Origin of the sequence: Streptomyces sp. NBC_01352 (assembly GCF_036237295.1) — a bacterium.
GTDB lineage: Bacteria > Actinomycetota > Actinomycetes > Streptomycetales > Streptomycetaceae > Streptomyces > Streptomyces plumbiresistens.
On sequence record NZ_CP108355.1, the window covers coordinates 1 to 21,168 of the forward strand.

At 71.1% G+C, this 21,168-nt stretch carries 27 protein-coding genes; 5 read left to right on the top strand and 22 right to left on the bottom strand.

The window, feature by feature from the left end; all coding sequences use genetic code 11:
- Nucleotides 1-440: 440 nt before the first annotated feature.
- The 10 genes from OG252_RS51985 to OG252_RS52030 form a co-directional block, all read right to left on the bottom strand.
- Nucleotides 441-1,346, bottom strand: coding sequence for a hypothetical protein (locus OG252_RS51985; protein ID WP_329345495.1), 906 nt, complete (start codon nucleotides 1,344-1,346; stop codon nucleotides 441-443).
- 70 nt (nucleotides 1,347-1,416) lie between these two features.
- Complete coding sequence (locus tag OG252_RS51990) at nucleotides 1,417-1,935, bottom strand: hypothetical protein (protein WP_329345497.1); 519 nt, start codon at nucleotides 1,933-1,935, stop codon at nucleotides 1,417-1,419.
- On the bottom strand, nucleotides 1,935-2,243 hold the full coding sequence (locus OG252_RS51995) for a hypothetical protein (RefSeq protein WP_329345499.1): 309 nt from the start codon (nucleotides 2,241-2,243) through the stop codon (nucleotides 1,935-1,937). Before OG252_RS51995 ends, OG252_RS51990 begins: the two co-directional genes overlap by 1 nt.
- Nucleotides 2,244-2,262: 19 nt before the next feature.
- Nucleotides 2,263-2,643, bottom strand: coding sequence for a hypothetical protein (locus OG252_RS52000; protein WP_329345501.1), 381 nt, complete (start codon nucleotides 2,641-2,643; stop codon nucleotides 2,263-2,265).
- 107 nt (nucleotides 2,644-2,750) lie between these two features.
- The gene (locus tag OG252_RS52005) at nucleotides 2,751-3,170 is read right to left on the bottom strand and encodes a RapZ C-terminal domain-containing protein (protein ID WP_329345502.1); all 420 of its coding nucleotides are present in this window, start codon (nucleotides 3,168-3,170) and stop codon (nucleotides 2,751-2,753) included.
- Between the two features lie 49 nt (nucleotides 3,171-3,219).
- Nucleotides 3,220-3,621 carry a hypothetical protein gene (locus tag OG252_RS52010; protein ID WP_329345503.1) on the bottom strand — a complete coding sequence of 134 codons (402 nt, stop codon included), beginning with the start codon at nucleotides 3,619-3,621 and terminating at the stop codon, nucleotides 3,220-3,222.
- On the bottom strand, nucleotides 3,614-4,825 hold the full coding sequence (locus tag OG252_RS52015; RefSeq protein WP_329345504.1) for a hypothetical protein: 1,212 nt from the start codon (nucleotides 4,823-4,825) through the stop codon (nucleotides 3,614-3,616). The genes OG252_RS52010 and OG252_RS52015 overlap by 8 nt, the downstream gene beginning before the upstream one ends.
- A gap of 81 nt (nucleotides 4,826-4,906) precedes the next feature.
- Nucleotides 4,907-6,040, bottom strand: a complete 1,134-nt coding sequence (locus OG252_RS52020) for a hypothetical protein (RefSeq protein WP_329345505.1) — start codon at nucleotides 6,038-6,040, stop codon at nucleotides 4,907-4,909.
- 11 nt (nucleotides 6,041-6,051) lie between these two features.
- Nucleotides 6,052-6,276 (bottom strand): hypothetical protein, encoded by a 225-nt coding sequence (locus OG252_RS52025; protein WP_329345506.1) that lies wholly within the window; start codon nucleotides 6,274-6,276, stop codon nucleotides 6,052-6,054.
- Between the two features lie 11 nt (nucleotides 6,277-6,287).
- Entirely contained in the window at nucleotides 6,288-6,863 is a 576-nt protein-coding gene (locus OG252_RS52030) for a hypothetical protein (RefSeq protein ID WP_329345507.1), read from the bottom strand.
- Between the two features lie 1,037 nt (nucleotides 6,864-7,900).
- On the opposite strand from OG252_RS52030, the gene OG252_RS52035 reads away from it, so the two are divergent.
- Complete coding sequence (locus OG252_RS52035; RefSeq protein WP_329345508.1) at nucleotides 7,901-8,350, top strand: hypothetical protein; 450 nt, start codon at nucleotides 7,901-7,903, stop codon at nucleotides 8,348-8,350.
- An 84-nt stretch (nucleotides 8,351-8,434) separates the two neighbouring features.
- Here OG252_RS52035 and OG252_RS52040 read toward each other — a convergent pair whose 3' ends face one another.
- On the bottom strand, nucleotides 8,435-9,499 hold the full coding sequence (locus tag OG252_RS52040; protein WP_329345509.1) for an integrase: 1,065 nt from the start codon (nucleotides 9,497-9,499) through the stop codon (nucleotides 8,435-8,437).
- Between the two features lie 241 nt (nucleotides 9,500-9,740).
- Here OG252_RS52040 and OG252_RS52045 point away from each other — a divergent pair, with 241 nt between their 5' ends.
- Nucleotides 9,741-10,220, top strand: coding sequence for a hypothetical protein (locus tag OG252_RS52045; RefSeq protein WP_329345510.1), 480 nt, complete (start codon nucleotides 9,741-9,743; stop codon nucleotides 10,218-10,220).
- 62 nt (nucleotides 10,221-10,282) lie between these two features.
- Nucleotides 10,283-10,810, top strand: a complete 528-nt coding sequence (locus tag OG252_RS52050; RefSeq protein WP_329345512.1) for a type II toxin-antitoxin system prevent-host-death family antitoxin — start codon at nucleotides 10,283-10,285, stop codon at nucleotides 10,808-10,810.
- A 160-nt stretch (nucleotides 10,811-10,970) separates the two neighbouring features.
- On the opposite strand, the gene OG252_RS52055 is transcribed toward OG252_RS52050, so the two are convergent.
- From OG252_RS52055 to OG252_RS52105, 11 genes are all read right to left on the bottom strand, one after another.
- A complete protein-coding gene (locus OG252_RS52055; RefSeq protein WP_329345514.1) occupies nucleotides 10,971-11,243 on the bottom strand; it encodes a hypothetical protein in 273 nt (90 codons plus the stop codon).
- On the bottom strand, nucleotides 11,240-11,542 hold the full coding sequence (locus OG252_RS52060; protein WP_329345516.1) for a hypothetical protein: 303 nt from the start codon (nucleotides 11,540-11,542) through the stop codon (nucleotides 11,240-11,242). The genes OG252_RS52055 and OG252_RS52060 overlap by 4 nt, the downstream gene beginning before the upstream one ends.
- 36 nt (nucleotides 11,543-11,578) lie before the next feature.
- Complete coding sequence (locus OG252_RS52065) at nucleotides 11,579-11,974, bottom strand: hypothetical protein (RefSeq protein WP_329345518.1); 396 nt, start codon at nucleotides 11,972-11,974, stop codon at nucleotides 11,579-11,581.
- A 16-nt stretch (nucleotides 11,975-11,990) separates the two neighbouring features.
- Nucleotides 11,991-12,257, bottom strand: coding sequence for a hypothetical protein (locus tag OG252_RS52070; RefSeq protein ID WP_329345520.1), 267 nt, complete (start codon nucleotides 12,255-12,257; stop codon nucleotides 11,991-11,993).
- 127 nt (nucleotides 12,258-12,384) lie between these two features.
- Nucleotides 12,385-12,792 (bottom strand): RapZ C-terminal domain-containing protein, encoded by a 408-nt coding sequence (locus tag OG252_RS52075; protein WP_329345522.1) that lies wholly within the window; start codon nucleotides 12,790-12,792, stop codon nucleotides 12,385-12,387.
- Nucleotides 12,793-13,069: 277 nt separating this feature from the next.
- The gene (locus OG252_RS52080; RefSeq protein WP_329345524.1) at nucleotides 13,070-13,792 is read right to left on the bottom strand and encodes a hypothetical protein; all 723 of its coding nucleotides are present in this window, start codon (nucleotides 13,790-13,792) and stop codon (nucleotides 13,070-13,072) included.
- Between the two features lie 220 nt (nucleotides 13,793-14,012).
- Complete coding sequence (locus OG252_RS52085) at nucleotides 14,013-15,677, bottom strand: hypothetical protein (RefSeq protein ID WP_329345526.1); 1,665 nt, start codon at nucleotides 15,675-15,677, stop codon at nucleotides 14,013-14,015.
- A gap of 388 nt (nucleotides 15,678-16,065) precedes the next feature.
- The gene (locus tag OG252_RS52090; protein ID WP_329345527.1) at nucleotides 16,066-16,338 is read right to left on the bottom strand and encodes a hypothetical protein; all 273 of its coding nucleotides are present in this window, start codon (nucleotides 16,336-16,338) and stop codon (nucleotides 16,066-16,068) included.
- Nucleotides 16,339-16,469: 131 nt separating this feature from the next.
- A complete protein-coding gene (locus tag OG252_RS52095; RefSeq protein WP_329345532.1) occupies nucleotides 16,470-17,876 on the bottom strand; it encodes a hypothetical protein in 1,407 nt (468 codons plus the stop codon).
- Nucleotides 17,877-18,301: 425 nt separating this feature from the next.
- Complete coding sequence (locus tag OG252_RS52100) at nucleotides 18,302-18,847, bottom strand: flavoprotein (RefSeq protein WP_329345528.1); 546 nt, start codon at nucleotides 18,845-18,847, stop codon at nucleotides 18,302-18,304.
- The gene (locus OG252_RS52105; protein WP_329345529.1) at nucleotides 18,847-20,034 is read right to left on the bottom strand and encodes an XRE family transcriptional regulator; all 1,188 of its coding nucleotides are present in this window, start codon (nucleotides 20,032-20,034) and stop codon (nucleotides 18,847-18,849) included. Before OG252_RS52105 ends, OG252_RS52100 begins: the two co-directional genes overlap by 1 nt.
- A 131-nt stretch (nucleotides 20,035-20,165) precedes the next feature.
- Between OG252_RS52105 and OG252_RS52110 the strand changes: the two genes are divergently transcribed.
- Together OG252_RS52110 and OG252_RS52115 are read left to right on the top strand one after the other, a co-directional pair.
- Entirely contained in the window at nucleotides 20,166-20,732 is a 567-nt protein-coding gene (locus OG252_RS52110; protein ID WP_329345530.1) for a hypothetical protein, read from the top strand.
- Nucleotides 20,729-21,121 (top strand): restriction endonuclease, encoded by a 393-nt coding sequence (locus OG252_RS52115; RefSeq protein ID WP_329345531.1) that lies wholly within the window; start codon nucleotides 20,729-20,731, stop codon nucleotides 21,119-21,121. Before OG252_RS52110 ends, OG252_RS52115 begins: the two co-directional genes overlap by 4 nt.
- The last annotated feature ends 47 nt before the right edge of the window (nucleotides 21,122-21,168 follow it).

A 21,168-nucleotide genomic window follows, 5' to 3' on the forward strand; every position in this document is an offset into this window, starting at 1 on the left:
AGAATGCCTAGGTGTGTTATGTAGTAGAGGTTGTAGCAGTAGGGATGAGAGGCGGTAGGAGAGGGGTTTGTAGTGGGCTGAGCTGTATGGATGCGGATGGTGCTGGACGGCGGTAAGTGGGTGTTGGTTCTGAGGTGCGGTAGGGATTCGAGCTGTAGGGGGAGACGGTGCCTGGAGAGTCTGAGAGGGCGGCTTGAGCGCCTCTCAGAAGAGCAAGGCTCGACGAGCCGCACGAGCCCCTGTACGCTCGCCAGAGACGAGCTGAGGCCCGACCCCCAACATGGGGGCGGGCCTCGACTGTTACCAGGAGTGTTTGTCGGCGGCGGCCGATTCCGCCGCGCGCTTCGCGCGCCGGCGCTGGGCTGCGCCCCATGTCCATGGGGAAACGCACGGGCACCACGGCGGCCGTGGGCCGCGCGAGCGCGGCCGGTCCGGGCGAGTCAGCGCCCCATGTCCATGGGGGAATCCCGGGGCTCGACGGCCTCGGCGGGGCGGGGTTCGGGGAGGGCGACGGTGAACTCGGCGGCGGGGGAGTCGGGTTCCGCTTCGGGGCCGGGCACGGTGTCGGCGGGCTGCTCCTGGTCCTCCTCGTCGGCGGCCTCGGCGGGGAGGGTGAACGGCTGCTCGCACAGTCCGCAGATGATCGGACCCTCCGCCAACACCTTCGGTGTGACGGGGAACGCCCGCGGCTCCGGCTCGCACCCGCACGTGACCTTGACCCGCTTGCCGTTGGTCGAGCCGGGGGTCTCCGGCTCGGTGGGCTCCTCCTCGACGGCGGCGTCCTCGTCGTCGCCACCGAGGCCGGGGAGGGCGGCGGCGTCGAGCTGGCGGATGACGGACGCGTACTTCTTGCGGGTCGCGTCGGTCAACGTGCAGTTGGAGAAACCCAACGGCTTCTCGCTCTTGCGCGGAGGTTCGAGTCCGACCTCGCGGGCCAGGGCCGCGAACTCCTTGCGGTGCCACCGGTGGTCACCCTTGGAGGTGTCCTGGATCTTTCGAACATGGGCGAGCGCGTGGGCGGCCTCGTGCAGCTCGGTCTTGAGGATCTCCTCGCCCCCGTCGCGGATCGTCTCTCCGGCCACGAACAGCTCGGCGAGCCTGTCCTCGTGCTCGGCCACGGCCCACCGGTCGGCCCAGTGGTGACCCCGGGTCGGGTAGTGCCGGCGGCGGGGTGCGTCGGTCGACGTGCGGGGCTTCTCCGTCTGCCTGCGCGCGATTCCGGTTCCGCTGATGAACAGGACCGGCGGCACGTCCGGGTGGTGCTTCTGGATCGCGGCCCAGCACTTCTCCAGCGCGGCGATCATCCGGGTGCCCTCGCGGCCCGGGTCGGTCTTCGGGACGTTCACGGTCGCTCCTGCCTCCATGTGCATGGGGTTTGATCAACGTACGGGCGGTTCCAACTGTTACCAGGGGAGTTCAGAAAAGGGTCTCCTGGGAGGCACCCGAGGGGTTACCCGCTGCAATCGCGGCGGCGATGGCCACCTCGACGTCGGCGCCGGTCGCCAGGGCGCCGAGGATCGCGTCGCGGATGGCCGTGGCGCGTCCGTCCGGGCCCCGGACATCGCCGAGCGCGTGCCCGGCCCGGTGGCTGCGGGCGTAGTAGTCGCGGATGTTGTCGAGCCGTTCGCCGGCCACCCAGTGGGCGGGGAGCTGACAGCTGGACTCGTCGCAGGTGTGCCGTACGACGTGGCCCTCGGGGAGGGCGGCGGCGCCGTTGGCGATCACGTAGCCGAGAACGTGCGCGGTGACCACGCGGGAGGTGCCGGTCTTCCTCGACCCGGCGCGGAGCTTGCCGTGGCCGGAGCTGCTGATCGCGCCGAGGAAGTAGTGGCAGAGGTCCGGGCCCCGGTCTGTGTAGACCTTGGCCCGGTAGCTCTCGACGGTCGCGGGGTCAGCCGCCAGGGCGGCCCACGGGACGACCGACTCGGGACTCATCAGACGGCCATGCCGTACACGATGGTGAAGACGGTGCCGAGCGAGCCGATGATGAAGACTCCGGCCAGTCCGGCGATGATCAGGCCCTTGCCCTGCTCCGCGCTGAACGTGTCGCGCATCGCCGTGGCGCCGATCCGCTGCTTCGCCGCTCCCCAGATCGCGATGGCCAGGCACATCAGGATGGCCAGTGCCATGACGACCTGGACCATGGTCTTCGCCTCGGTGCCGAGGGCGCCGAACGGCCCCCAGTCGGGTGCGATGCCCCCGATGATCGTGTTGATATCGCCCTTGTCCGCTGCCATCAACATGGCGTTGGCCTCCCCGTGTTCAGTGCTGCTGCGGTGGGGTCCACCGTAGCGAGCGGTCGGCGGCGGGGTCGGCGGGACCGATCACAGAGGTGGGTCGGGCGGAGCCGGTGCCGGCGCAGTGCCCGCACTGCCCGCTCTCGTCCGGGTGGGAGTTGCGGCAGTGGTCCGACTCCTTGCTGAGCAAGTCGGTCAGCCACTCGACCTGACCGGCCTGCAGCGGGACCTCGACCGCGATGCCCTGGTCGTCGCCGTGCAGCGGCATGACAGTCAGCACCGCGGCGACCGCGTCCGGGGAGAACTCGGCGTCGTCGGTGGGGTACTCGGTCATCAGCGCCTGCAGGACGTCGGCGAGCCGGGAGGCCGGCGGCAACTCGTAGGCGTCGGCGGGGGTGGTGGACATGGGGTCCCTTCACTGGTGGGGGCGGGGCCCACGATGGTGCGGGCCCCGCCGGATGTGGTGTGCTGGAGGGGCGTGTCCGGGGCTGATATCAGCAGTCCCGGACACGCTCACTTCTGGGCGGCCTCGGGCAGGTGGCGGTGTTCCACCTCGGTCGGGATGCCGCGGGCGGTGAGGACCTCCGCGACGGCGTCGCCGACGACGACCGCCCTGGTGCTGCCGTTGTCGTCGCCGATCAGGATTCGCAGCGTCAGGTTCCGCGTCGCGTTGGAGTCGAGCAGGGCCTTGGCCTGGCGGGTGATCTCCGACAGCTTGGTGAACGCCCCCTTCGAGGCAAGGACGTACTGGACGACGTCGGCGTCCTTGCCGTCCCGGCCGCGCAGGGCCTCCTCGTTGGCGGGGTCGTCGAAGGTGACGCCTCGCAGGTCGACCAAGAGACAGCCGGTCACGGTCTCGGGGACGCCTCGGGTGAATCCGAACGTCTCGACCGTGACCCACGGGAACTCGCTGGTGCTGTAGTCGAACGCCATGCTGATGTGCTCCTCACTCGTCGGGGTGGGCGGTACGGCGGGGTGGTGGTCACCATCCCCAGTGGTCGTATTCCTGGCGGACGTAGGGGCGGTGGCTCGGGTCCCACTCGATCGCGGTGGGGCCGATCGGGCCGACGTGGGTGTCGTGCTCGCGGTCGAACTCGGCGAGCCGGTGGGCCAGCTGTACGGCGTCGGTCAGGAAGTCCTCGACGTCCGGGTGCGCGAGTGAGAGCCGGTCGGACAGGGCGGCACGGCGGAGCAGGTAGAGGCGCTCCTGGTGCTCGTCGGGCTCGTACGTCTCGCCCTTGATGGAGGCGGTGCTCGCCTCGACCTGCAGGCGCTCGGCAATCGCCGTGAGCTCGGCGACCTCGTGCAGCATCTCCGGGGCTCCCATGTACGCGACTTCGGGGGACGGCGCGTCGAACCCTTCGCCGGTGATCGGGTCAGGCATTGAGGGTCTCCTCATCGGCGGCGGTCTCGTCGAGCTGCTCGCGGAGCTTGGCCACGGCCTGGCGGCTGATGTGGGCCGACTTGCCGAGGTCGGTGTCGCTGACGGCGGGCTTGCCCTCGTAGCGCTCCTCCCACGAGAACGCGCGGTACAGGCGGGCGTAGACGGCTGAGCGGTTCTTCTTCACGGCGGCCTCGGCGGCGGCGCGGGCCTCGCCGTACGTCGCCAGTTCGTCGAGGACCTCCTTGCGGAGCTGCTCGCGCCGGTCTCGGGCCGCGTACTGGGTGTTGCTGAGCAGCAGGATGCCCTCGGCCTCGGCGGCCACGCGGGCCCGCTCCGGCACGATCTCCAGCTCGGCGTTGGTGGTGTCGGCGGTGACGAGCGCGGGGTGCTCGGCGAGGAAGGCGGCGGCGCTCTGCATCGGGCGGCCGGCGGCGGCCTTGAGGCGGTGCTCGTACAGCCACGCCCGGGTGCCGAGGATCGAGGCACGGTGGGCTTTGGGATCGAATCCGAGGTCCTCGGCGATGGCGGGGTTGCGGTGCAGGCCGGACCGGTTGAGGTGCTCGGCCTCCTCGTCGAGGTGCTTGTCGTCGAGGGTGGCCCACCGGTCCTGAACGAGCTGGGGGAGGACGGAGACGGCCTCGTGCATGTTCACGAGCTCCGGGCGGCGGCCCTTCGGCGGGTACTGGTGGCGGCTGCACGCGGCTTGGATGTCCATGCCCGCGCTGGCGGCCTCCGCACTCCAGTCGTAGGTGTCGGTGCCGGGCACGGGCTGCAGGTTCAGCAGCAGGGCCTCGGCGAGCGGGGCGACCTCGCGGGCGAACGCGTTGCCCTCCTCGACGGTGAGGAACGGGCGCTCGACGACGACGTTGTGCGAGTCGATCGTCCAGAACAGGATGTCGGCGACCTTGAGCCAGTGGAACGGGGCCCATACGCCCTCGGACGGCGGGAACCTGTCGTCCTTGTTCGGGTCACGTCGGACGCGCCAGTCGTCGCAGTAGAAGTAGAACTCCCCGGTACGGACGTGCAGCACGAGCTTCTGGTAGTGGCCGGCGGCCGAGTGCATGTTGCCCTCGGCGTACCGGCCCTCGCTCTCGATGTACTTGCGCGCCTTCTCCCCGTCGGGGATGGGCGGCACCTGGTCGGCGGTGGTCTCGCGGACGGTGAGCTTCGGCGCCATGGCGACGGTCTCCTGAGTGTTCGTCATGCAACCAGGTTGCGGCATAAGTTCATCGCTCCGCAACCTGGTTGCGCATGATTGGCGGGATCTACGTGCGCCTGGCGGGATCTACTTCTTCCGGGCCTGCAGTTCCTCCAGCTGGCGCCGGGTCTCGCGCTCCTTCTCCTCGGCGTCGCGGACCTTGGTGTCGGCCGTACGCAGCTGGCCGAACAGGTCCCTCGCTTCGCCCTCCAGCGTGGTGATGCGGGCGTCCCGGGTCTGGGCGGCGGTAGCCATCCGCTCGACCTCTTCGCGCAGGGCCTTGGCCACGGAGTCAGCCGCCGCGACCTTGGTGTTCGCGTCGGCGGCGGACTGGCGGGCGGCGGCCTGGGCGTCCTCGACCTTGCCGTTCGCGTCGACCACGCGGGCGTTGGCGTTCTCGACGGCCTGGACGGAGTCGGCCTTAACCTGCGCGGCGGCCTTCTTCTCCGCCTCGACGATCTCCTCCATCTCCGCCACCTTGCGCGCGGCCTCGACCTCGGCCTTCCCGGCCTTCTCCTCGGCGACCGCGACCTCCTGGGCGGTCCGCTCCTCAACCTCGGCGATCCGGGTCTCGGCGTCGGTGACGGCCTGGGCAACCTGCTCGTCCCGCTGCCGCTCGACCTCGGCAACGGCGGCGTCAGCCTCCTCCTGGATGCGCGCGGTCTCCGCCTCGAACCTGGCCTTGGCCTCGTCGAGTTGACGGAGCGCCTCCTCCGCTGCCTCGTCGGCCTCCGTCTTGGCCTGCTCGGCGTTCTTCGCCCGGCGCTCGGCCTTCTCCCGCCGACCGCGCTCGGTGACGAGCTCCTCCTGGGCCTCGGCGATCCGGGCCTCGGCGCGAGTCTCGGCGGCGGCGACCTGGGCCTCGGCGGCCTCCGGGTCGGCGACCCGCTCCATGAGCTCGACGTACCGGGGGAGCTGTTCCCCCAGCTCACGGACGGCGGTGAGGACGGACTCGCGCACGAGTACGGCGGTGGCGGCCGAGCCGGTCACCGGACGGTCGGTGTCTTCCTCCTGGATGGCCTGGGCGCCGGGGCCGGCGGGCCTGCGGTGCTTGGCCTTGTACGCCGTGGCGGCGTTGTGGTCGGGGTCGTCGCAGTACTTCGGCGGCGTCCCGCGCACGGCGGGGTCCTTCGGGACCCGCTTGCGGTGGCACTCGGGGAACGCGCACTCGTCGGCGGCCTTCTCGGCCTGCCCGGCCTGCTCGGTCGTCTGCTCGCTCATCTCAGGGGCTCCTATTCCGCGGTGAGGTTGAGGGTGCTCGCGACCTGCAGGCAGGCCGTGGGCAGGTTGGTGAAGGCGTCGAGGTCGCTGAGCTGCACGCCGTGCTTCTGGGCAACGGCCATGAGGTCGTCGAGCAGGTAGTAGGCGGCGGCCTTCTGTGCCGGGGTGACCTGGACGGAGGCGGCGGCCTCCTCGATCCGGGTGTTCGTGTTCTTGCCGGTGCGCTCGTCGTACATCTCTGCTGCTCCTACTGGGCGTTGGGGAGGTCGGCGGGGCGGATCACGGACGTCTCGGCAACGGTCCAGCCGGTGCCCTGGTAACTGGGGAGCGAGTCGTCCATCAACTCCCCGTCGTCGTCCCAGCGCAGGGCGGCGGGGGCGGTGGGGTCCTCATCCTCCCGGTACCGCTCCTCGGCGTACGCGCGGGCGGTCGCCTCGTCGACGCACGGGATCGCGCCGGGGTCCTCGGCCCGGGTGACGAGCCAGACGGACGGCGCGGCGGGGGAGCTCCACGCGGCGTACTCCTGGCGGACGTACGACCGGAGGGCGGCGGCGGGGGAGTCGGTGCCGATCGTCGCCGCGGCGATGGGGCCGGCGCCCGTGCCGTGCGCCTGGTCGTGCGCGGCCAGCTTGAGCGCGGCCGAGCGGATCGACTGCAGGGCCTTGCCGTCCACCTCGGGGGTGTCGAGCGTGCCCCGGTCGGCGAGCGCGGCACGGCGCAACAGCCGCTCGCGCAGCGGGAGCTGGGCCATCGTCCGCACGAGCTCCTGCTCCTCGTCGTACAGGCCGGGGGCCGTGCGGTACGCGGTCACCAGGTCGGTCATCTCGTCCTCCTCGTCGCCTTCGCGGCCCCCTCAGTCTAATGCATTGCAATGCATTACGTCAATGCATTGCATTGTGGTGATGGAATGAAATGGATTGAATTGGAGGGGGTGAAGATCGACAACCGTGCGGACCGCCGTGCTCGCCGCGACGGCCGTGGGCGGTGGCTCCCCACGGGCCTCAGCCGACCGGCGACGACACGCTCCTCGGCCACAGCGGACCGGCACCGACGCGGAGCGACCACGACGGCCCCCGCGTGACGCGCGGCAGCAGCTGCTCCCCCTCAGCCACGGCCGGCGGTGCGGTCGCCTCACGCGCGTGCATCCGCGACGGCGGGGGTACGGCGATCGGCCCCACTCCGGCCAGGCAGACGGCGACCCGTCCGCCACCGACCCCCCTCCCTTCGCCGCTGGCCGTCCTTTCCAGCCCGGAGCACCTGCAGACGCGCACGGTGCAGGCCACGGAGGATTACGGAGCTCGGGCGCCCCACGGACGGGCCGCGGCCGCGCTCGACGGCCAAGATCGGCAACGCTCGGCGCGGTAACAGTCCCCGGTGCTGACCTGGGGAAGTTCTAAAAATCCGACCTCAAATGAGGGCCGAAAACAGGAAGCCGCTCGGGTCGCTGGGGAGGGTGCCCTGTCCTGGCTGGCGCCGCTCGGAGCGCGGTCGTACGGTCGAGTCATGGACTGCGCTGCCCCGACCGAGGCGGAGCGGACGGCCACGGCCTACGCCGCGGTGTTCCCCCGCATCTCGGCGTGCGCCGGCCAAGGCGGCCACGACCATGAGCGTGAGAGCTGGGGACGCCCCGCGTCCATCTCGACGAAGGTCCTGACCTGCGCGGGTTTCAGATTCCTGACCTCGACCGAGGGCCAGCAAGTTGGGACAGAAGGGGAGCTCCCGCGCGGAGCAAGGTATCGGCGGAGACACTCTTCGCCGCTCGGCCCGGGGGTGCCGAGGTCCTCCTCGACCGAGGGCGGTCGAGGTGAGGGAACCGCTCAACTGCCCTTGCGGGCCTGCCCGCTGTGCCAGGATCGCCCCATGATCGATCTGGGCGTACGTGTCGAGTTCTACGAGCAGGTGATCGAGGGCGAGCCCTCCAAGGGCTTCCTCGGCTCCGCCGAGCGGACCGAGGGATACCGGGCGGCGGCAGTGCCGGCGGTGGGTACCCGTCTCATGGCGGCGTCGCTCCGGGTCGCCGACCGCGAGTCGGCGGTGCCTCTGCCGGGCCCGAATCAGCTGCCGGTGCGGTTCGTCGAGCACCACCTGGTCCCCGAGCGCGACGGCGCGGTGCCGTCCTGGTGGGACAGCTACACCGAGCCGAGCGCGACCATCGTCCTGCACGTCTCTCTGGGGACGTCGCGGGGCGGGGAGCTCCTGCAGCGGATGGTCCGCCAGTTCGTCGCGGACGGCTGGATGGTCTCGGGACCGGAGGAATCGGAGCTGTGGGAGTACGGCCTGCAGGCGCGCGAGGAACTGGGCCGGTCGTAGCTGCTGCGGTGTGGGGCGGCCACGGCATCGCGGTGCCGACGACCAAGATCTCAAAAACGTGGGTTAAGCCCTCGCGGGGTGGGCCTACAGCACGCCGTGCAGAGCGTTCTCGGCGAACCCGTCGTCGTCCTCGCGGTAGGTGCGCATCACCTTGGAGCCCTTGGCCCAACCGCCCTGCTTCTCCGCCACGGCGTCCGGGTTGCCCGCGCGGGAGGACTCGGTGACCAGCCCCCGGCGCGGGCTGTGCCCGGTGGGCCGGATGTCGAGGTCGGCGCGGTCGGCGAGCCGGGTGATGACATCGCCCACGGCCTCGGCGTCGAGGCCGGCCTCCATGACGGTGTGGTGGCGGGAGTGCAGGCGCCGGTAGGCGAACCCGTCCGGGTCGGCGCCAATGCCGGACGCCTCGCGCCAGCGGCGCCAGGCCCGGACGGGGCAGAGGTGGGCGCGGGAGCCGTACGGCACCTGGACCACGCGGGGGTAGTTCTTGCTGATCCGCACGTCCACGATCAGGCCCCGGCCTTCCGGGTCCTCGGCGACGTGCCGCTCGCGGAGCCATCCGACCTCGTGCTCGCGTCCGGCGATGGCGAAGTGCATGGTCATCATCGACAGGTCGCGGATGCCGGACAGGTCGTCCGGCAGGATGCGGACGATCCGCTCCATGTGCCGTACGAGCAGGGCCGGGGCCTGGCCTCGGCCGCGCTCCTCGCCCTTCTTCTCCATCGCCTTGACCTTCGACTTGAGCAGGGCGCGGGCCTCCTCGGCGATGTCGACGGCCAGCTGCAGCTTGTGCTGGCGGCGGCCGGTGACGACGACGCCGGCGAGTCGGCGGTCGATGGTCGAGGGCGCCATGAACAACCCGGCCTTGTAGCCGGGCTGAATCCAGCACCACTCCGTGAACAGCACGAGCGTGCCTGTCCGGACGGCCAGGGGCGGGAGGTTCGTCTCCTTGCAGAACGCTTCCCACGCGCGCCAGTCGGCGGCGTACCCGTTGCGGGTCTTCGCCGGACGGTTGTCCTCGACGTGCTTCGTCGCGTCGCGGTCGATGCCGTCGAGCCGGGCCTCGGTCTCCGCGTCGAACCGTCCGGGCGGCGGGATGACGACCTGACGGTCCGTGGTGCTCGTCGTGACCGACTGATCCGCGTTCGTCATGGTCTCCCCTGAGTGCCCGTCATGCGGCTTTCTGGACTCCGGACAAGTGAGCTTATCCGGAGTCCAGCACCGGGTGCCCGGTCTGGAAGCGGAATCGCCGCTACCGCCAATTTCCGTTCCGATGTTCCTCGCCGAGGGGGCCGGGTCGCATCCGCTGCGAGTGTCAAGGGCGTCTCGGTGTCGACGACCAAGATCTCAAAAACGTGGGTTAAGCCCTCCGTCGTCTTCCTACGGTGGGGGCATGACCACATCGCTCGACGACGTCCTCGACAAGCTCTCGCTGGCGGACAAGCTGGAGTTGGTCCGGCGCGTGAGGGTCGGCTCCCTGCTCCTGCGCGACGGTGACCGTGTCGCGGCCGGCCGACGGCTGCGCGGGTCGTACGTCGATGAGGACCTGGAGGCGGAGGGTGAAGACTGCCGCGTCCCCTACGACGTGCCCGCCGGGACGCTCGGCCGTGTGATCCGGGTGCGGCAGTACGTCACCCCGTTCCCGTACGGCGTCGCCTTCGACAACGGCGTCGACTTGAGCCTCGCCGTGGGCGACGTCGTCCGCGTCGCCGAGCAGCCGTCCGAGCGGGAGCGCGAACGGGACGGTGCCCTCTGGCACATCCCGCCCGGAGAGCTGTTCACGATCCGCTGCTCGCGGTGGATCGACCGTGTCGGCCGCGCCTGCCCCCAGCTCCGTCTCCATCAAGGGCCGTGCGGGCTGCCGCCGCAGTGACGACGGCGGCCGCGGCCCGTGTCCGTGATCGCCGGACAGGCGTTGTGTACACAATGAGCACAGTGAGCACCGCCCCGGGCGACGGGGCCGACCGACACGAGATCGGCCTGCGGGAAGCACGCAAGGAACTCGGCGACCTGGCGGCGGCGGCCCAGCACGGGGACCGTGTCACCTACCTGACCCGGCACGGGAAGGCGGTAGCGGCCGTGGTGCCGGCGTCGGCCGCGCGGTCGGTGTCCGCCATGAAGCGTGAGGCGGAACGGGCGGCCCTCGACCGGAAGCAGACCGAGGACCTGCACGAGGTGCAACTCGACTGGACGCGTCGCCAGTTCGAGATCGGCCTGCGGGCGGCTCTCCGCATCGCCGAGGCCCTGGCGCACGTCGACCTGGACGACGTCACCCGCGCGACCCTGGAGCGGGAGGCCGCGAGTGTCCGTGGGTTCCTCGCTCAGGCCCGGGGCGCGAGCGGCGGTGAGGAGCAACGGCCCGGGGCCCCGGCTGGGAGGGCCGGACGGCGGCGGACTCTGCAGGACCTCCGGGACGGCAGCGAATCCGTGCCCGGCCAACTGGACCTCCTCGGCGGCGCGTGACCTTCCCTCGGCCCGGTCGTTTCCCCTGGTGAAGTCATGACTTCAGGCGCTCGCCTGACGAGTGGTTGGCGGTTCCCGGGCCCGGGGCCTCGACCAACGAAAGGGGCCTGCTCACCTTCGGGTGAGCAGGCCCCTTTCCCTGTGCGGAGTCGTCCCCTGGTCAGGGTCCGGCGATCAACCACAAGATGAGCGACGAGTCGAGCTCCTGGCTGTACCGGTAGACGACGGAGATCCCGCGCCCGCGCGTCTGCTCGGGCAACAGCTCGATGACGTAGCTCTCCGACTGCGGGTCGGCGTCCGGGAGGCCGCGGGCATGTTCCGGATCGGGGTCTTCCTCCAACGCGCGGCGGACGGACTCGACGGCGGCCTGCTCGCTCGGCGACAGATCGCGGAGTGCCTTGTCGGCAGCGTCGGAGTAGAACGCGTGGCTCACCGGGCGCCGGCCTCGGCCAGCTTGCGGCGGAGCTCGTCCTCGACGTCGGCGGTCGTCCGGGCGAGCGCGGCCATGCCCTGGGCGTCGTACCGGAGCAGGACACGGTGCCGATACGCCTGGGCGAGCTCGCGCACCTTGGTCAGGTCGTCGAGGTCGGCCGCGTCGAGCTCCTGCTCGAACCGCTGGCGGTCGCCAGGGAACCCCCACGCGGACAGTGCCTCGCGCAACTCGCCGAGGGTGCCCATGGGCGGGTTGAAGCCGGTGGACCGGTCGGGCTGGTGGTCGGGCTGCGCTGTCACGGTGACCTCCTCGTCTCTGGCATCGACGCTACTCGCCTACGACCCGGACGCGGTACGGCCCGGGGGAATCCGCACGCCCCGGTAGCCGGGGCCGAGGCCGCGTCGGCGGGACCGGATCGGCGTCGGTGGGTCGACGGCCTGGTCCTCGTCGGCGGTGGGGCCGGCGCCCGGGTGCTCGCCGGGCGGGAGGCCGAGGCGTTCACGGAGCTGGGCCAGCTGCTGCCCGATGGCGAACATCGCCGCGGCGGCTTCGGGGTGCGCGACCGCCAGGGCGAGCGCGGTGGTCTCCATCGACTCGACCGCGTCCTCGACGGCGTCCGCGCTCCAACTGGCCGGAGTGCTGACGGTGTCGTGCAGCTCGCACGCGGCATCGGCCAGGGCCTCGGCCCGTTCGGCTACACCCGGCGCCGCGACGGTGGACAACGACTTCACGTCCTGATCAACGACGTCAGGCGGCGGGAGGAACGGCGGGCGCGGCCGGATATTCCGGGTGGTGCTTCCACTCGTCGGCCATCGCATACAGCTCCTGCAGGGCGCGCTCGGCCTCGTCGGTGTCACCGTTCTGGACGGCGGTGGCGTGGTCCTGGCTGAGACCGGCGGCCTTGCGCCAGGCGTCCACGTACGCCTCGTGTCCGTGGGGGTGCTGCTCCTCGCGCTGGTCGTCGAGGCGGTCGCGTACGAACTGGTAGATCCGCACGCCGTTCTGCAGGGTCACGGTGCTGGGCTCCTTCTTCGGCCTCGTCCGGTCGGGCGCCGGGGCCACTCCCCTTATATAGGGGACGGCCCCGGCGGCGGGCAGCATCGGCGGGACGCGCACCGCCGGGGCACTGGGTCAGTCTTCCCTACGCCGCGGCGTCGCCCGCGCCGGCGGCGAGCAGCTGCTCGTCGAGGTCGCGGTGGACGGCCTGGACGCGGAGCTCGTCGAGGTGGTCCATCTGGGCGGCTGCCCGGGAAGCCAAAACCGGGGCCCTGTGGCGACCTCCCCCGCATCCGACCGCGATGGTCACGGTCTCGTCGTCGGCGGCCTGGGCGAGCAGCTGGTAGGCGGCGGTGACGATCGCGGCGAGCAGGGCCTGGGCGCCGGGCGTGCGCATCACGGCTCGCTGTACGCGGGGGTCGCGGGCGTCGAGGTCGCGCAGGGCGGGGGAAAGGTACGGGTCGGTGAGGTGGCGGGCGTCGAACATCAGGGCACAGCTGGGCCTGGGCTTGCTGTGTCCGTAGCCGAAGCTGACGATTCGTAACTGGGGCATGGGCTCTACGGTCGGGCCAACTGACCTGCGGCGCTAGACACTTCGCGGTGTTGCCCGTTGCCTCTTTCGGGCGGCGCTGCGGGGAGATCCGGGGATCGTCTGGCGGGCGGTGGATCATCCGGACGACAATGGGCCCCCTGACGTCAACTCAGGGGGCCCTCAATGGTGTTCTTGATTTTTCAGCTGCTCGGGCGCAAGTGGACGTGGCGGCTGATCGGTGCCTTCATGCTGTTCGCCATGGTCGGCGGATGCCTCCACAACGCCGGCGGCTGAACCGTCAGGAGAGGTTGAAGTCGCTGGGTCGGCCGCACGCGATGCGGGCGCCGGCCAGCTGACCTCCCTTGGCGGCGACGGCCAGGGCCTCGCGCTGCTGGTCGGCGTCGCCGTTGAGGCCACCGATGTCTCCGCCGAGCAGCAGGACCTGGCGCTCGGCGAGCACGGTCTTGACCCACCCGGCGGGCGGCTTGGCCAGGGTGCCGTGGAAGAACTTCTCCCCGGTCGGGCTCAGCACGATGAGCTGCAGGTCGCGACCGTACGGCTGGAACACTGCGATCCACTCCCCCAGCGGCGGCGCGTCCAACTCGGCCGTGACCAGGTGGAAGCCGTTCTCCAGCATGGCCTGCATGAAGATGTTGCGCGGCTCGGCGCCGTGGGTGCCGGAGTCGGTGAACGGCGTCGCGGCCATCCGGGCTATGAGCACGGGCGAGCCGTCCATCACGGCCGAGGTCATCGTCATGTTGAACCCGTCCTCGGGCATGACGAGCGCGGCCTCGGCCTCGGCGTTCAGCTCGATGATCCTCGACGGCGCACAGCGGTCGTGCACGAACCAGATGCCGCCGGCGCCCACGGGGCCCTGGCCGACGACCACGTTGACCGGTCCGGCGTCGAGCGGCTGGCTGCACTCGATGCACGTGCCCTCGCTGATGCCCCGGGCCTGCAGCGCCATCTGCGGACCGAGCAGGGCCTCGACCTCCGGGCTCATGTGGATGGCCAGTGCCATGGCCCGCTCCCCTCGTTGTGCCGGTGACCTGGTCGTCTCCGGTCTTCGTTCACCGTACCGGCGTCGTCCTGGTCCTCATCGCTGCCGGGCTCCGCACTTCGCGCACGCACCGAACTTGCTGTCCTTGGGCGACCTCGCGGCTCCGCAGTTCGGGCAACCGTCCTTCACGGGCATGAGCTGGTCCTCCTCGGTGATCGACGTGCCGGGAAGCGTAGCGGGATCACCCTCCACCGAGGGCCTTGCGGGCGGCCTTCTCCGCGCGGGCTTTGGCCAGGGCGGCCCGCCAACTGGCGTCCGCCTCACGCGAGGACTTCGACGGCACGCGGCGCTGGCCTGCCAGCTCCTCAAGGTGGACCTCCTCGGGCTGCTGGGCCCAGCGGCGCGGCTCCGGCTGCGTCCCACGGATCTCGGGCTGCTCGAACCGGTGCAGCCCCCAGCGCTCGCGCCGTTCGGCACGCTCGGCCAGGCGCTCCTCGACGCGGACCTGCTCGCGCTGCTTGTCCAGCTCACGGACCTGCTCGACACGATTCCGGATACGGTCGCGCTCCTCGGCCGTGGCCTCGTCCCACACCTGGACGTGGGCGGCGACCTTGACCTCGCGGCGCGGACCGTGGCCGTGGGCGTTCTTCCGGGAGTTGATGAGCTTCCACAGGCGCCACCCAGCCAGACGGCCCAAGTTCTCGGCCCGGAACGTGATCTCGCCCCACTCGTTGCGCCGGACGATGTTGCTCGTGAGCAGGTCGACGAGCTCGGACTCGGTCGACCGGCGCAGGGCAATGGTGATCGTGTGGTGCAGGTCAGACCAGGCATCGCCCGTCATTGACCGGCTGAGCTCCTCCGGGGTGCCGGAAGGCAAGAACACCACCCCACGGCCGAGTTGGACCCTCCACGAGTGCCACACGCGGCGCATGACGCTCCTGGCAACGGAGCTGAGGTCATCCCCGAACGCCTGGCCAGTCCTCTTTCCAGTCGCCGCCGAAGGCGTCGTTTCTGCTTTTTCCATCTCTTCATCCCGGTTCAGCCACTTACTACCGTTAGAAGTAAAACCATCTAGTTGTGAGAACCCCCTCGCGTATAGAGGGGACGTTTTGCCATTAACCCCAACTGCCATCAGGCGGTGGATCCGGGCGGTCATCTCGGCGGCACGGTCGCGGTCGGCGACGGCGATGCAGCGGAGGTCCGGGGCCGGGGCGGGCTTCACCACGGCGGGGGCCACCAGGGCGGCCTGCGGCTCCTCTGCGGGCTCCCAGCCGGGCCAGGGGTCGACGGCACGGGACGCGCGCTGCCACTGCGTCCTGAGCTCCTCAGCGACGGCGGCGGCCGGGCTGTCCGCCGGGTGCTCCCACAGCGGAGCGGCGGCCAGCTCGGTGATGAGCTGCTGGGTCTCGCGGTTCTCGCCGCGTACGACGAACGGCTCGACGGCCGGGGCCGGTCGGGCCGACAGGTGGCCGTAGGCGGCATCCTCGTCCGGGTCCTCGGCCTCGGGGAGGTCCCAGACACGCAGCTCGCGCATGAGGTCCTCGGGGAGGTCGGAGGGGATAGCATCGGCGCGCAGGACGAGCGCGTACACCGCGCGGCGGCCCGGGGCAGGCTTCACGACCTGCTCCGCCAGGCCGTACGCCTTGACCCCCTTAAGGTCCTCCCAGAACCGGTCTGGGCCGACTCCGAACTGCCAGGCGTAGCGCTCGGCCAGGGCCATTCCCCCGTCCACCTGGTCCGTGCCGTACCGGCCCTCGATGCGGCCGGTCATGGGGTCGAGGCGCTGGGTGTTCAGGAACTTGATCAGGCGGAACTTGGTCTCGGGGAGCATTCCGCGGTACCGCGCGATCTCAGCGATCCGGTACAGGGTGGTGAGCCTGAGCACGGGGGCCCGCAGGACAAGCACGGGGCTTTCCTGGGTACCTGCATCCGTACGCGACACGCCGAGAGCGGCCCCCGGAGTGGACACACCGGAATTTGGGCGCACTGGGCTGACACCGCAGCTGTCCGCTACGATGGGGGACACCACCTTCTGGGTCTACAAAGCAACAAAAACGGGACCCTCCGACGGAGGGCCTGCTGGGAAAAGAACCGGGAAACCGGCTCTGACCTGGGGTTTTGTAGGTTCTGGGTGTTTGCCTCCTGTTCTCTGTGGGCGATTGAGTTGGCGCTCGATCAACCCGGGGTAGTGGGGGTGGCTGATTGGCAAGTCAGCCGGGATTTACGGGATTTATTTGTTGATCACCTGTACGGCGCGACGGGACCTCTCCCTGGGGAGGGATTCGAGGTCCCCCCTAGACAAGCGAGGCCCTGGCTGGGGAGCCGGGGCCTTCCGCATGTCCGGGGTCGTTCTGCTGCGTTGCCTTCTGCTGGGGAAGCATCTTGCGGTGCAGCTCGGCCAGGGCTTCCCGGAGCACCTGGGCCCCGGAGACTCCCATGGCCTTGACGAGCTCCTCGTAGTGGCTACGAGCGCTCTCGCCGGGCTTCAGCACGACGGTGGCACGCATGTCCCGACCCCGGTTGAATTCCGTGGTCTTGGGGTGCGGGCTTCCTTGTACTCCTGGCATGGAAACGATCTTACCCATACTCAGGGTCACTGTTTCAACATCAAACGCGTGTCGCGTCGAATTTTCCCGTCTGCCGGGCGAGAACCTCTCTCGGCGTCCCGTCAGGCGGACCGCAGCTCACGGGCCGTCAATCAGCCTGTGGGCAGGCTGTTCAGCCGTTCCAACTTCTTCTGGACGGCGTTGAGGGCGGCGTGTTGACGTCCGGGAACTCGGCGGCGCTGGGCGACGAGCTGCGGAGCGAGGTTCCGGGCCTGGGCGGCGTCACGGATGCGGTCCCACTGGTAGTGGGCGCGGTCGACGGCTTCCTCGACGTCGTGGGCGTCGGGGGCCTGCTGCAGCGTGTCGAGGCGGGTCTGAGCGGCCTGGAGCCACAACGCGCACGACTGGCCCGGGTCGTTGGCAACCGAGGCGAGATGGGCGCGTACCTCGATCCAGTGAACCGCTGCGAACGTGTCGGCGCCGAAGGTGCGGACGGCGTGCTGCTCGGCGGCGACCGCCAGGGCGGCGGCCTCCTGGTGGCGGCCGGCCTGCGCCAGGGCGGCGATCCGCTCGTGCGGGTCGGCCTGTACGGGCACGTCGGGGCTGGGCACGTAGACGGGCGAGACCTCGCGCTGGGCGCGCGGCGGTGGCGGCGGGACCTGCACCACGGGTGCCGGGCTGACAGGCCGTACCTGGGGCGGGAGCGCCGGGGCCCGGGTGTGGTCGAACGTGGGAGGCGGCGGGACCTGGAACGCGCCGGGGCCGGCGGGCGGCGCGGGCATCTGCGCGACGGGCGCCTGCAGTTGGGCCGGAGCAGGCGCCGGGATGGGCGCCAGGGCGGGGGCCGGACGCACGGGGGCCTGAACAGCGGGGGCCGGGCGCGACGGCGGGAGCTGGGTGTTCACGGCGGCCGTGGGCCGCTCGGGGCCGAGGACGAGCGCGCCCTCGACGGCGGCCGCGCGGCGGAGGATCTCGTGGTGCAGCCGGTCGGGGTCGGGGCGCTGGCCGGTGCGCAGGATCTGGGCCAGGGCGTGGGTGTAGGCGGGGTGGGCGATGCGCCGGCGGCCTGGCGGCGGGGAGATGACGCCGTACGTCCGGGCTCCGCCGGGGAGGTCGAGCGGCTCCTCGTCGAGCAGCTGCCAGACCTCGGCGTCGCAGACCAGGTCCACGTAGAGGACGGTCGTGTCCGGGCGGCGCTGCTGCAGCTCGCTGACGAGCCAGGGCCACGGGAGGGCGGTGTACCTCATGGTCGAGGGCGTGGTGCGGGCGAGCGCCAGGTGCACGACGCGCTGCCGGTGGTCGAGCTGCAGCTGGCCGACGAGCACGACGGTGAGCGGGCCCTCGGTGGCGGCGGCTCCCCGTACTCGAGTAAGGACGGCCTGCGGGTCGGTCGGGTCCGCCAGCTCGATGAGCGTGGCGGCCGCGGTGCCCGCGAGCGCGGCCGGCGGTACGGCGGCGAGCACGGGAATCACGCTGCTCGCCTCGGTCAACTTGCCCTTGCCCGTGGGCGCGGCCGCAATGAGCAGCGCGGTCCCCGGTCGATCTTGCGCCCCGTTCATCTGCACCTACGCACCGTATCCGCTGGGCCTGTTGAGGACCGGTCAACTTCGGCGGGCTGCCTCGGCCTCCGGCGGCGGTCCGCCGTACGTCGGGCCTGAGCGGGGTGGTTCCCTCCTCGGTCGGGCGCGCTCTGCGCAGTCGGGACCGTGGTGGGGTGCAAGGCTCGCCGTAGGCGACCGCGGAGCGGCTTGGCCTTGCGCCCCGGCGCGGGCTCGACTCCCCTCGGGGGCCCGGTCGAGGAGGGGGCCGCACCGCGACCCACACCCCCACACCCCACTCACCGCAAGATCGCGACGCGTCCCCCACCCCCTCCGAGTAGGGCCGGGGGTGTGGGGGCAGAGCCCCCGCGTCTCTCCAGCTTTGCCCCATGTCCATGGAGAAATCGGGGCGGGTGTCTCCCGTGGGAGACGGTTGTCCGGTCAGGTCAGGCGGTTGCGGGCAGTGCGTCGATGGCGGCCTGCCACGGGTAGGCGTCGAGGTCACCGTGCCTCGGCTTGTGCGGGACGAACCCGCCTTCCCCGAGCAGGATGGTGACGCCGGCGGCGCGCAGGGTCTCGACGCTGCGCGGGACGGCGGGGTGCAGGCCCTGGGCGTCGTTCCAGTGCGGCAACGCCACGGTGGGGATCTGCAGCCCGATCCCCTCGGTGATCAGCCCCAACGCCAGGGTGTCCGACGTCCCGGCGGCCCACTTGTTCAGCGTGTTGGATGTCAGGGGCGCTACGAGCATCGCGTCCGGCGACGGGAGGACGTCGGGCTGGCTGGGGAGCTTGTACTGGTGCCGGACGGGGTGCCCGGTGAGCTGCTGCAGGGCCTCGACCTCGCCCACGGCGTCCTCGCTCGCCCACCGGTACGCGGACGGGGTCAGGATGGTGCAGACGTCCCAACCGGCCTTCTGGGCAGCGCGGATGGGGATTTCGAGGCGGCGCGCGGGCGGGGCCGCGCACGCGATCAGGTACAGGGTGCGGTTCATCACCCGGGCAGTCCACAGCGATCAGCGAGTGCGCGCAACCGGCCCTCGGCAGAACCGGCTCCGAGCAGCTGCAGGTTCTCGACGAGCGTTCTCGTGCGGGGCCGGCACCGGACCTCTTCCGAGGCCAGTTCCTCGGCGTCGAGCAGCGTGGCGACGGCCTCCTCCCGTAGTCCGGCCTGCATCTCGCCGTGTGCCCGGTCGGCGAGCAGGTGGGCCCGGCGCTCCTTGGGGAGGTTGTGGAACGCCTCGGGCGTGATGCTGGCGGCGACGGCCAGGGCGTCGGCCCCCTCGGACAGCTGCACGTGGGCGGCGACCGTGTACAGCGACACGTTGGTCGGCCCGAACGCAGTCCAGAGCCGGTTGTCGTCCCCTCCGAGGCGCCCGGCCTGCTCCTTGGCCTGACCGAGGTGGTCGGGAACGCGGCGGGAGTGCTGGCCGGGATTGCGGTCGTCGGCCTCGGCGGCGGCCGCGGCTGCCATGGCGGCCTTGAGGTAGAGCATCCCGAGCACACTGAAACCGTCCGGCCCACTGCGCAGCAGCTCGGGCTCCAGCCTCCGGGCGGCGGCGAGCACGAACTCGGCGGCCTCGGCGGCCTGGCCGTGGTTGGTCATCGCGTCGCCGAGGTGCCGCGCGGCGCTCGCCTTGATCACGGGGTTCTCGCTGCGCTCGGCGGCGGCGACCGCACGGTGCCCGGCGATGACCGCCAGTTCGGTGGACCCCCACTTGATGGCGGCGGCCTCGGTCAACTCCAGCGAGAGCGACAGCACTTCGTACGACACGAGCCGGTCGTCGCCCTCGTGTCGCTGAGCGGCCCGGGTCGTGTCGACGAGCAGCTTCGGGATCGCTCCGCTGAGCTGGGCGAAGTGCCCGGCCTGGAAGCCGAGTCGGGCGTGCGTGAGGCTGGCGTACAGCTGCTCGACGGGTAGCGGCTCGGCGGAGGAGTCGTCACACGATCCGGTGATCACGTCGTGCCGGTGCAGCGCACGGCGGACGGCCTCGATCTCGCTGTCCTCGATGCACTCGGCATCGACGGGATCGCTCAACAGGCGTTCCAGCGTGATGTTCAGGCGCAGGGCGGCAAGTCGGATGATCGACAGCTGGGGGTCGGCCTGGCGGCGGCCGGCCTCGAACTCCTCGACCCACCGCACGCTCTTGTTCATCAAGGCTGCGAAGGTCTCTTGCGTCATGTTCCGCCGCGTGCGCCAGTATCGGACTCGGCGGCCAATCTGTAAGGCGTCCATGGGATTCCCGGACTCGGAGTGACGACCCACACACATCGTGTGGGCTACAACCGGTATACCGCCCCTACCGTCCGGATATGGCCAAGTCCCGAAAGACCCCTCCCACGTGGACATCGCAGTACAGCGAGCCGCAGGGAAAACGCCGTGACGAGCTGCTCGCAGCGAGCACCTGGGCCACGCGCCTCCTGCAGCACGACGGCGGCCTGGACGTCATCGTCCTGCCGCTCACGCCCGGACTCGCGGCGCTCGACGCGGCCGAGGTGCCGATCGCGGACGGCCACTCGCTCATCGCCGACTACCTGCACGGGAAGCTGCTGGCGGTCGTGCCCACCGGCTGGGCGCAGCTGTGGGAGTTCGAGCCGGACGTCCGGGTCGTACCGCGCGGGGGGTGGGTCGTGGTGCCCGCGCCGGGCGGTGCCGGGTCGTACGCCGCGGCGTGGCTGAGCCTGCCTCCTCCGCAGCTCACTCCCCAGGAAGAGCAGGCCGAGGGGGGAGAGTGGGGCGAAGAGGGTGAGGACGCCACGCTCGTGGGGCTCGCCCCCGATTCCCTCCGCGCTGTGGTGACCGCCGGCGCCCTCGACCCCCGGCGGCTGTACGAGGCCCTGACCGGCCGCACGGCGACGTGCGGGGCGGTGGCCTCATGAGCAACAAGCCGACCGTGCTGTACGACCCCGAGGGCCTCATCGAGGCGGAGCTCCCCCTCGACCGCGAGCCGTACATGTGCCTGGTCGCGGCGGTGCTGGCCTGGGACGACGATGCGGTCCTGCCGCCGAGCGACTGCGAGCAGATCGCCCTGCAGTTGACCGGTCACGCCCGTGCGGTCGCCTCGGACGTCCGGCGCTACTCCGACACCATGCCGATCTTCAACTGGACCCGCATCCGGGCCGAGGTCGTCCTCGCGAAAGCCGATCTCCAGCTCGCCGAGCCGTACGTGGGCACGGCGCGCTGCGTGCGGCAACGGGCCCAGACGGTCAAGTCGTTGTACGAGCGCCTGGACGAACTCGACCCTCCCGAGGACACGTCGCCCACCTGACCACCTCCGAGACCGCCCGACGCCTCTCCCCCGTGGGCTCGGGCGCA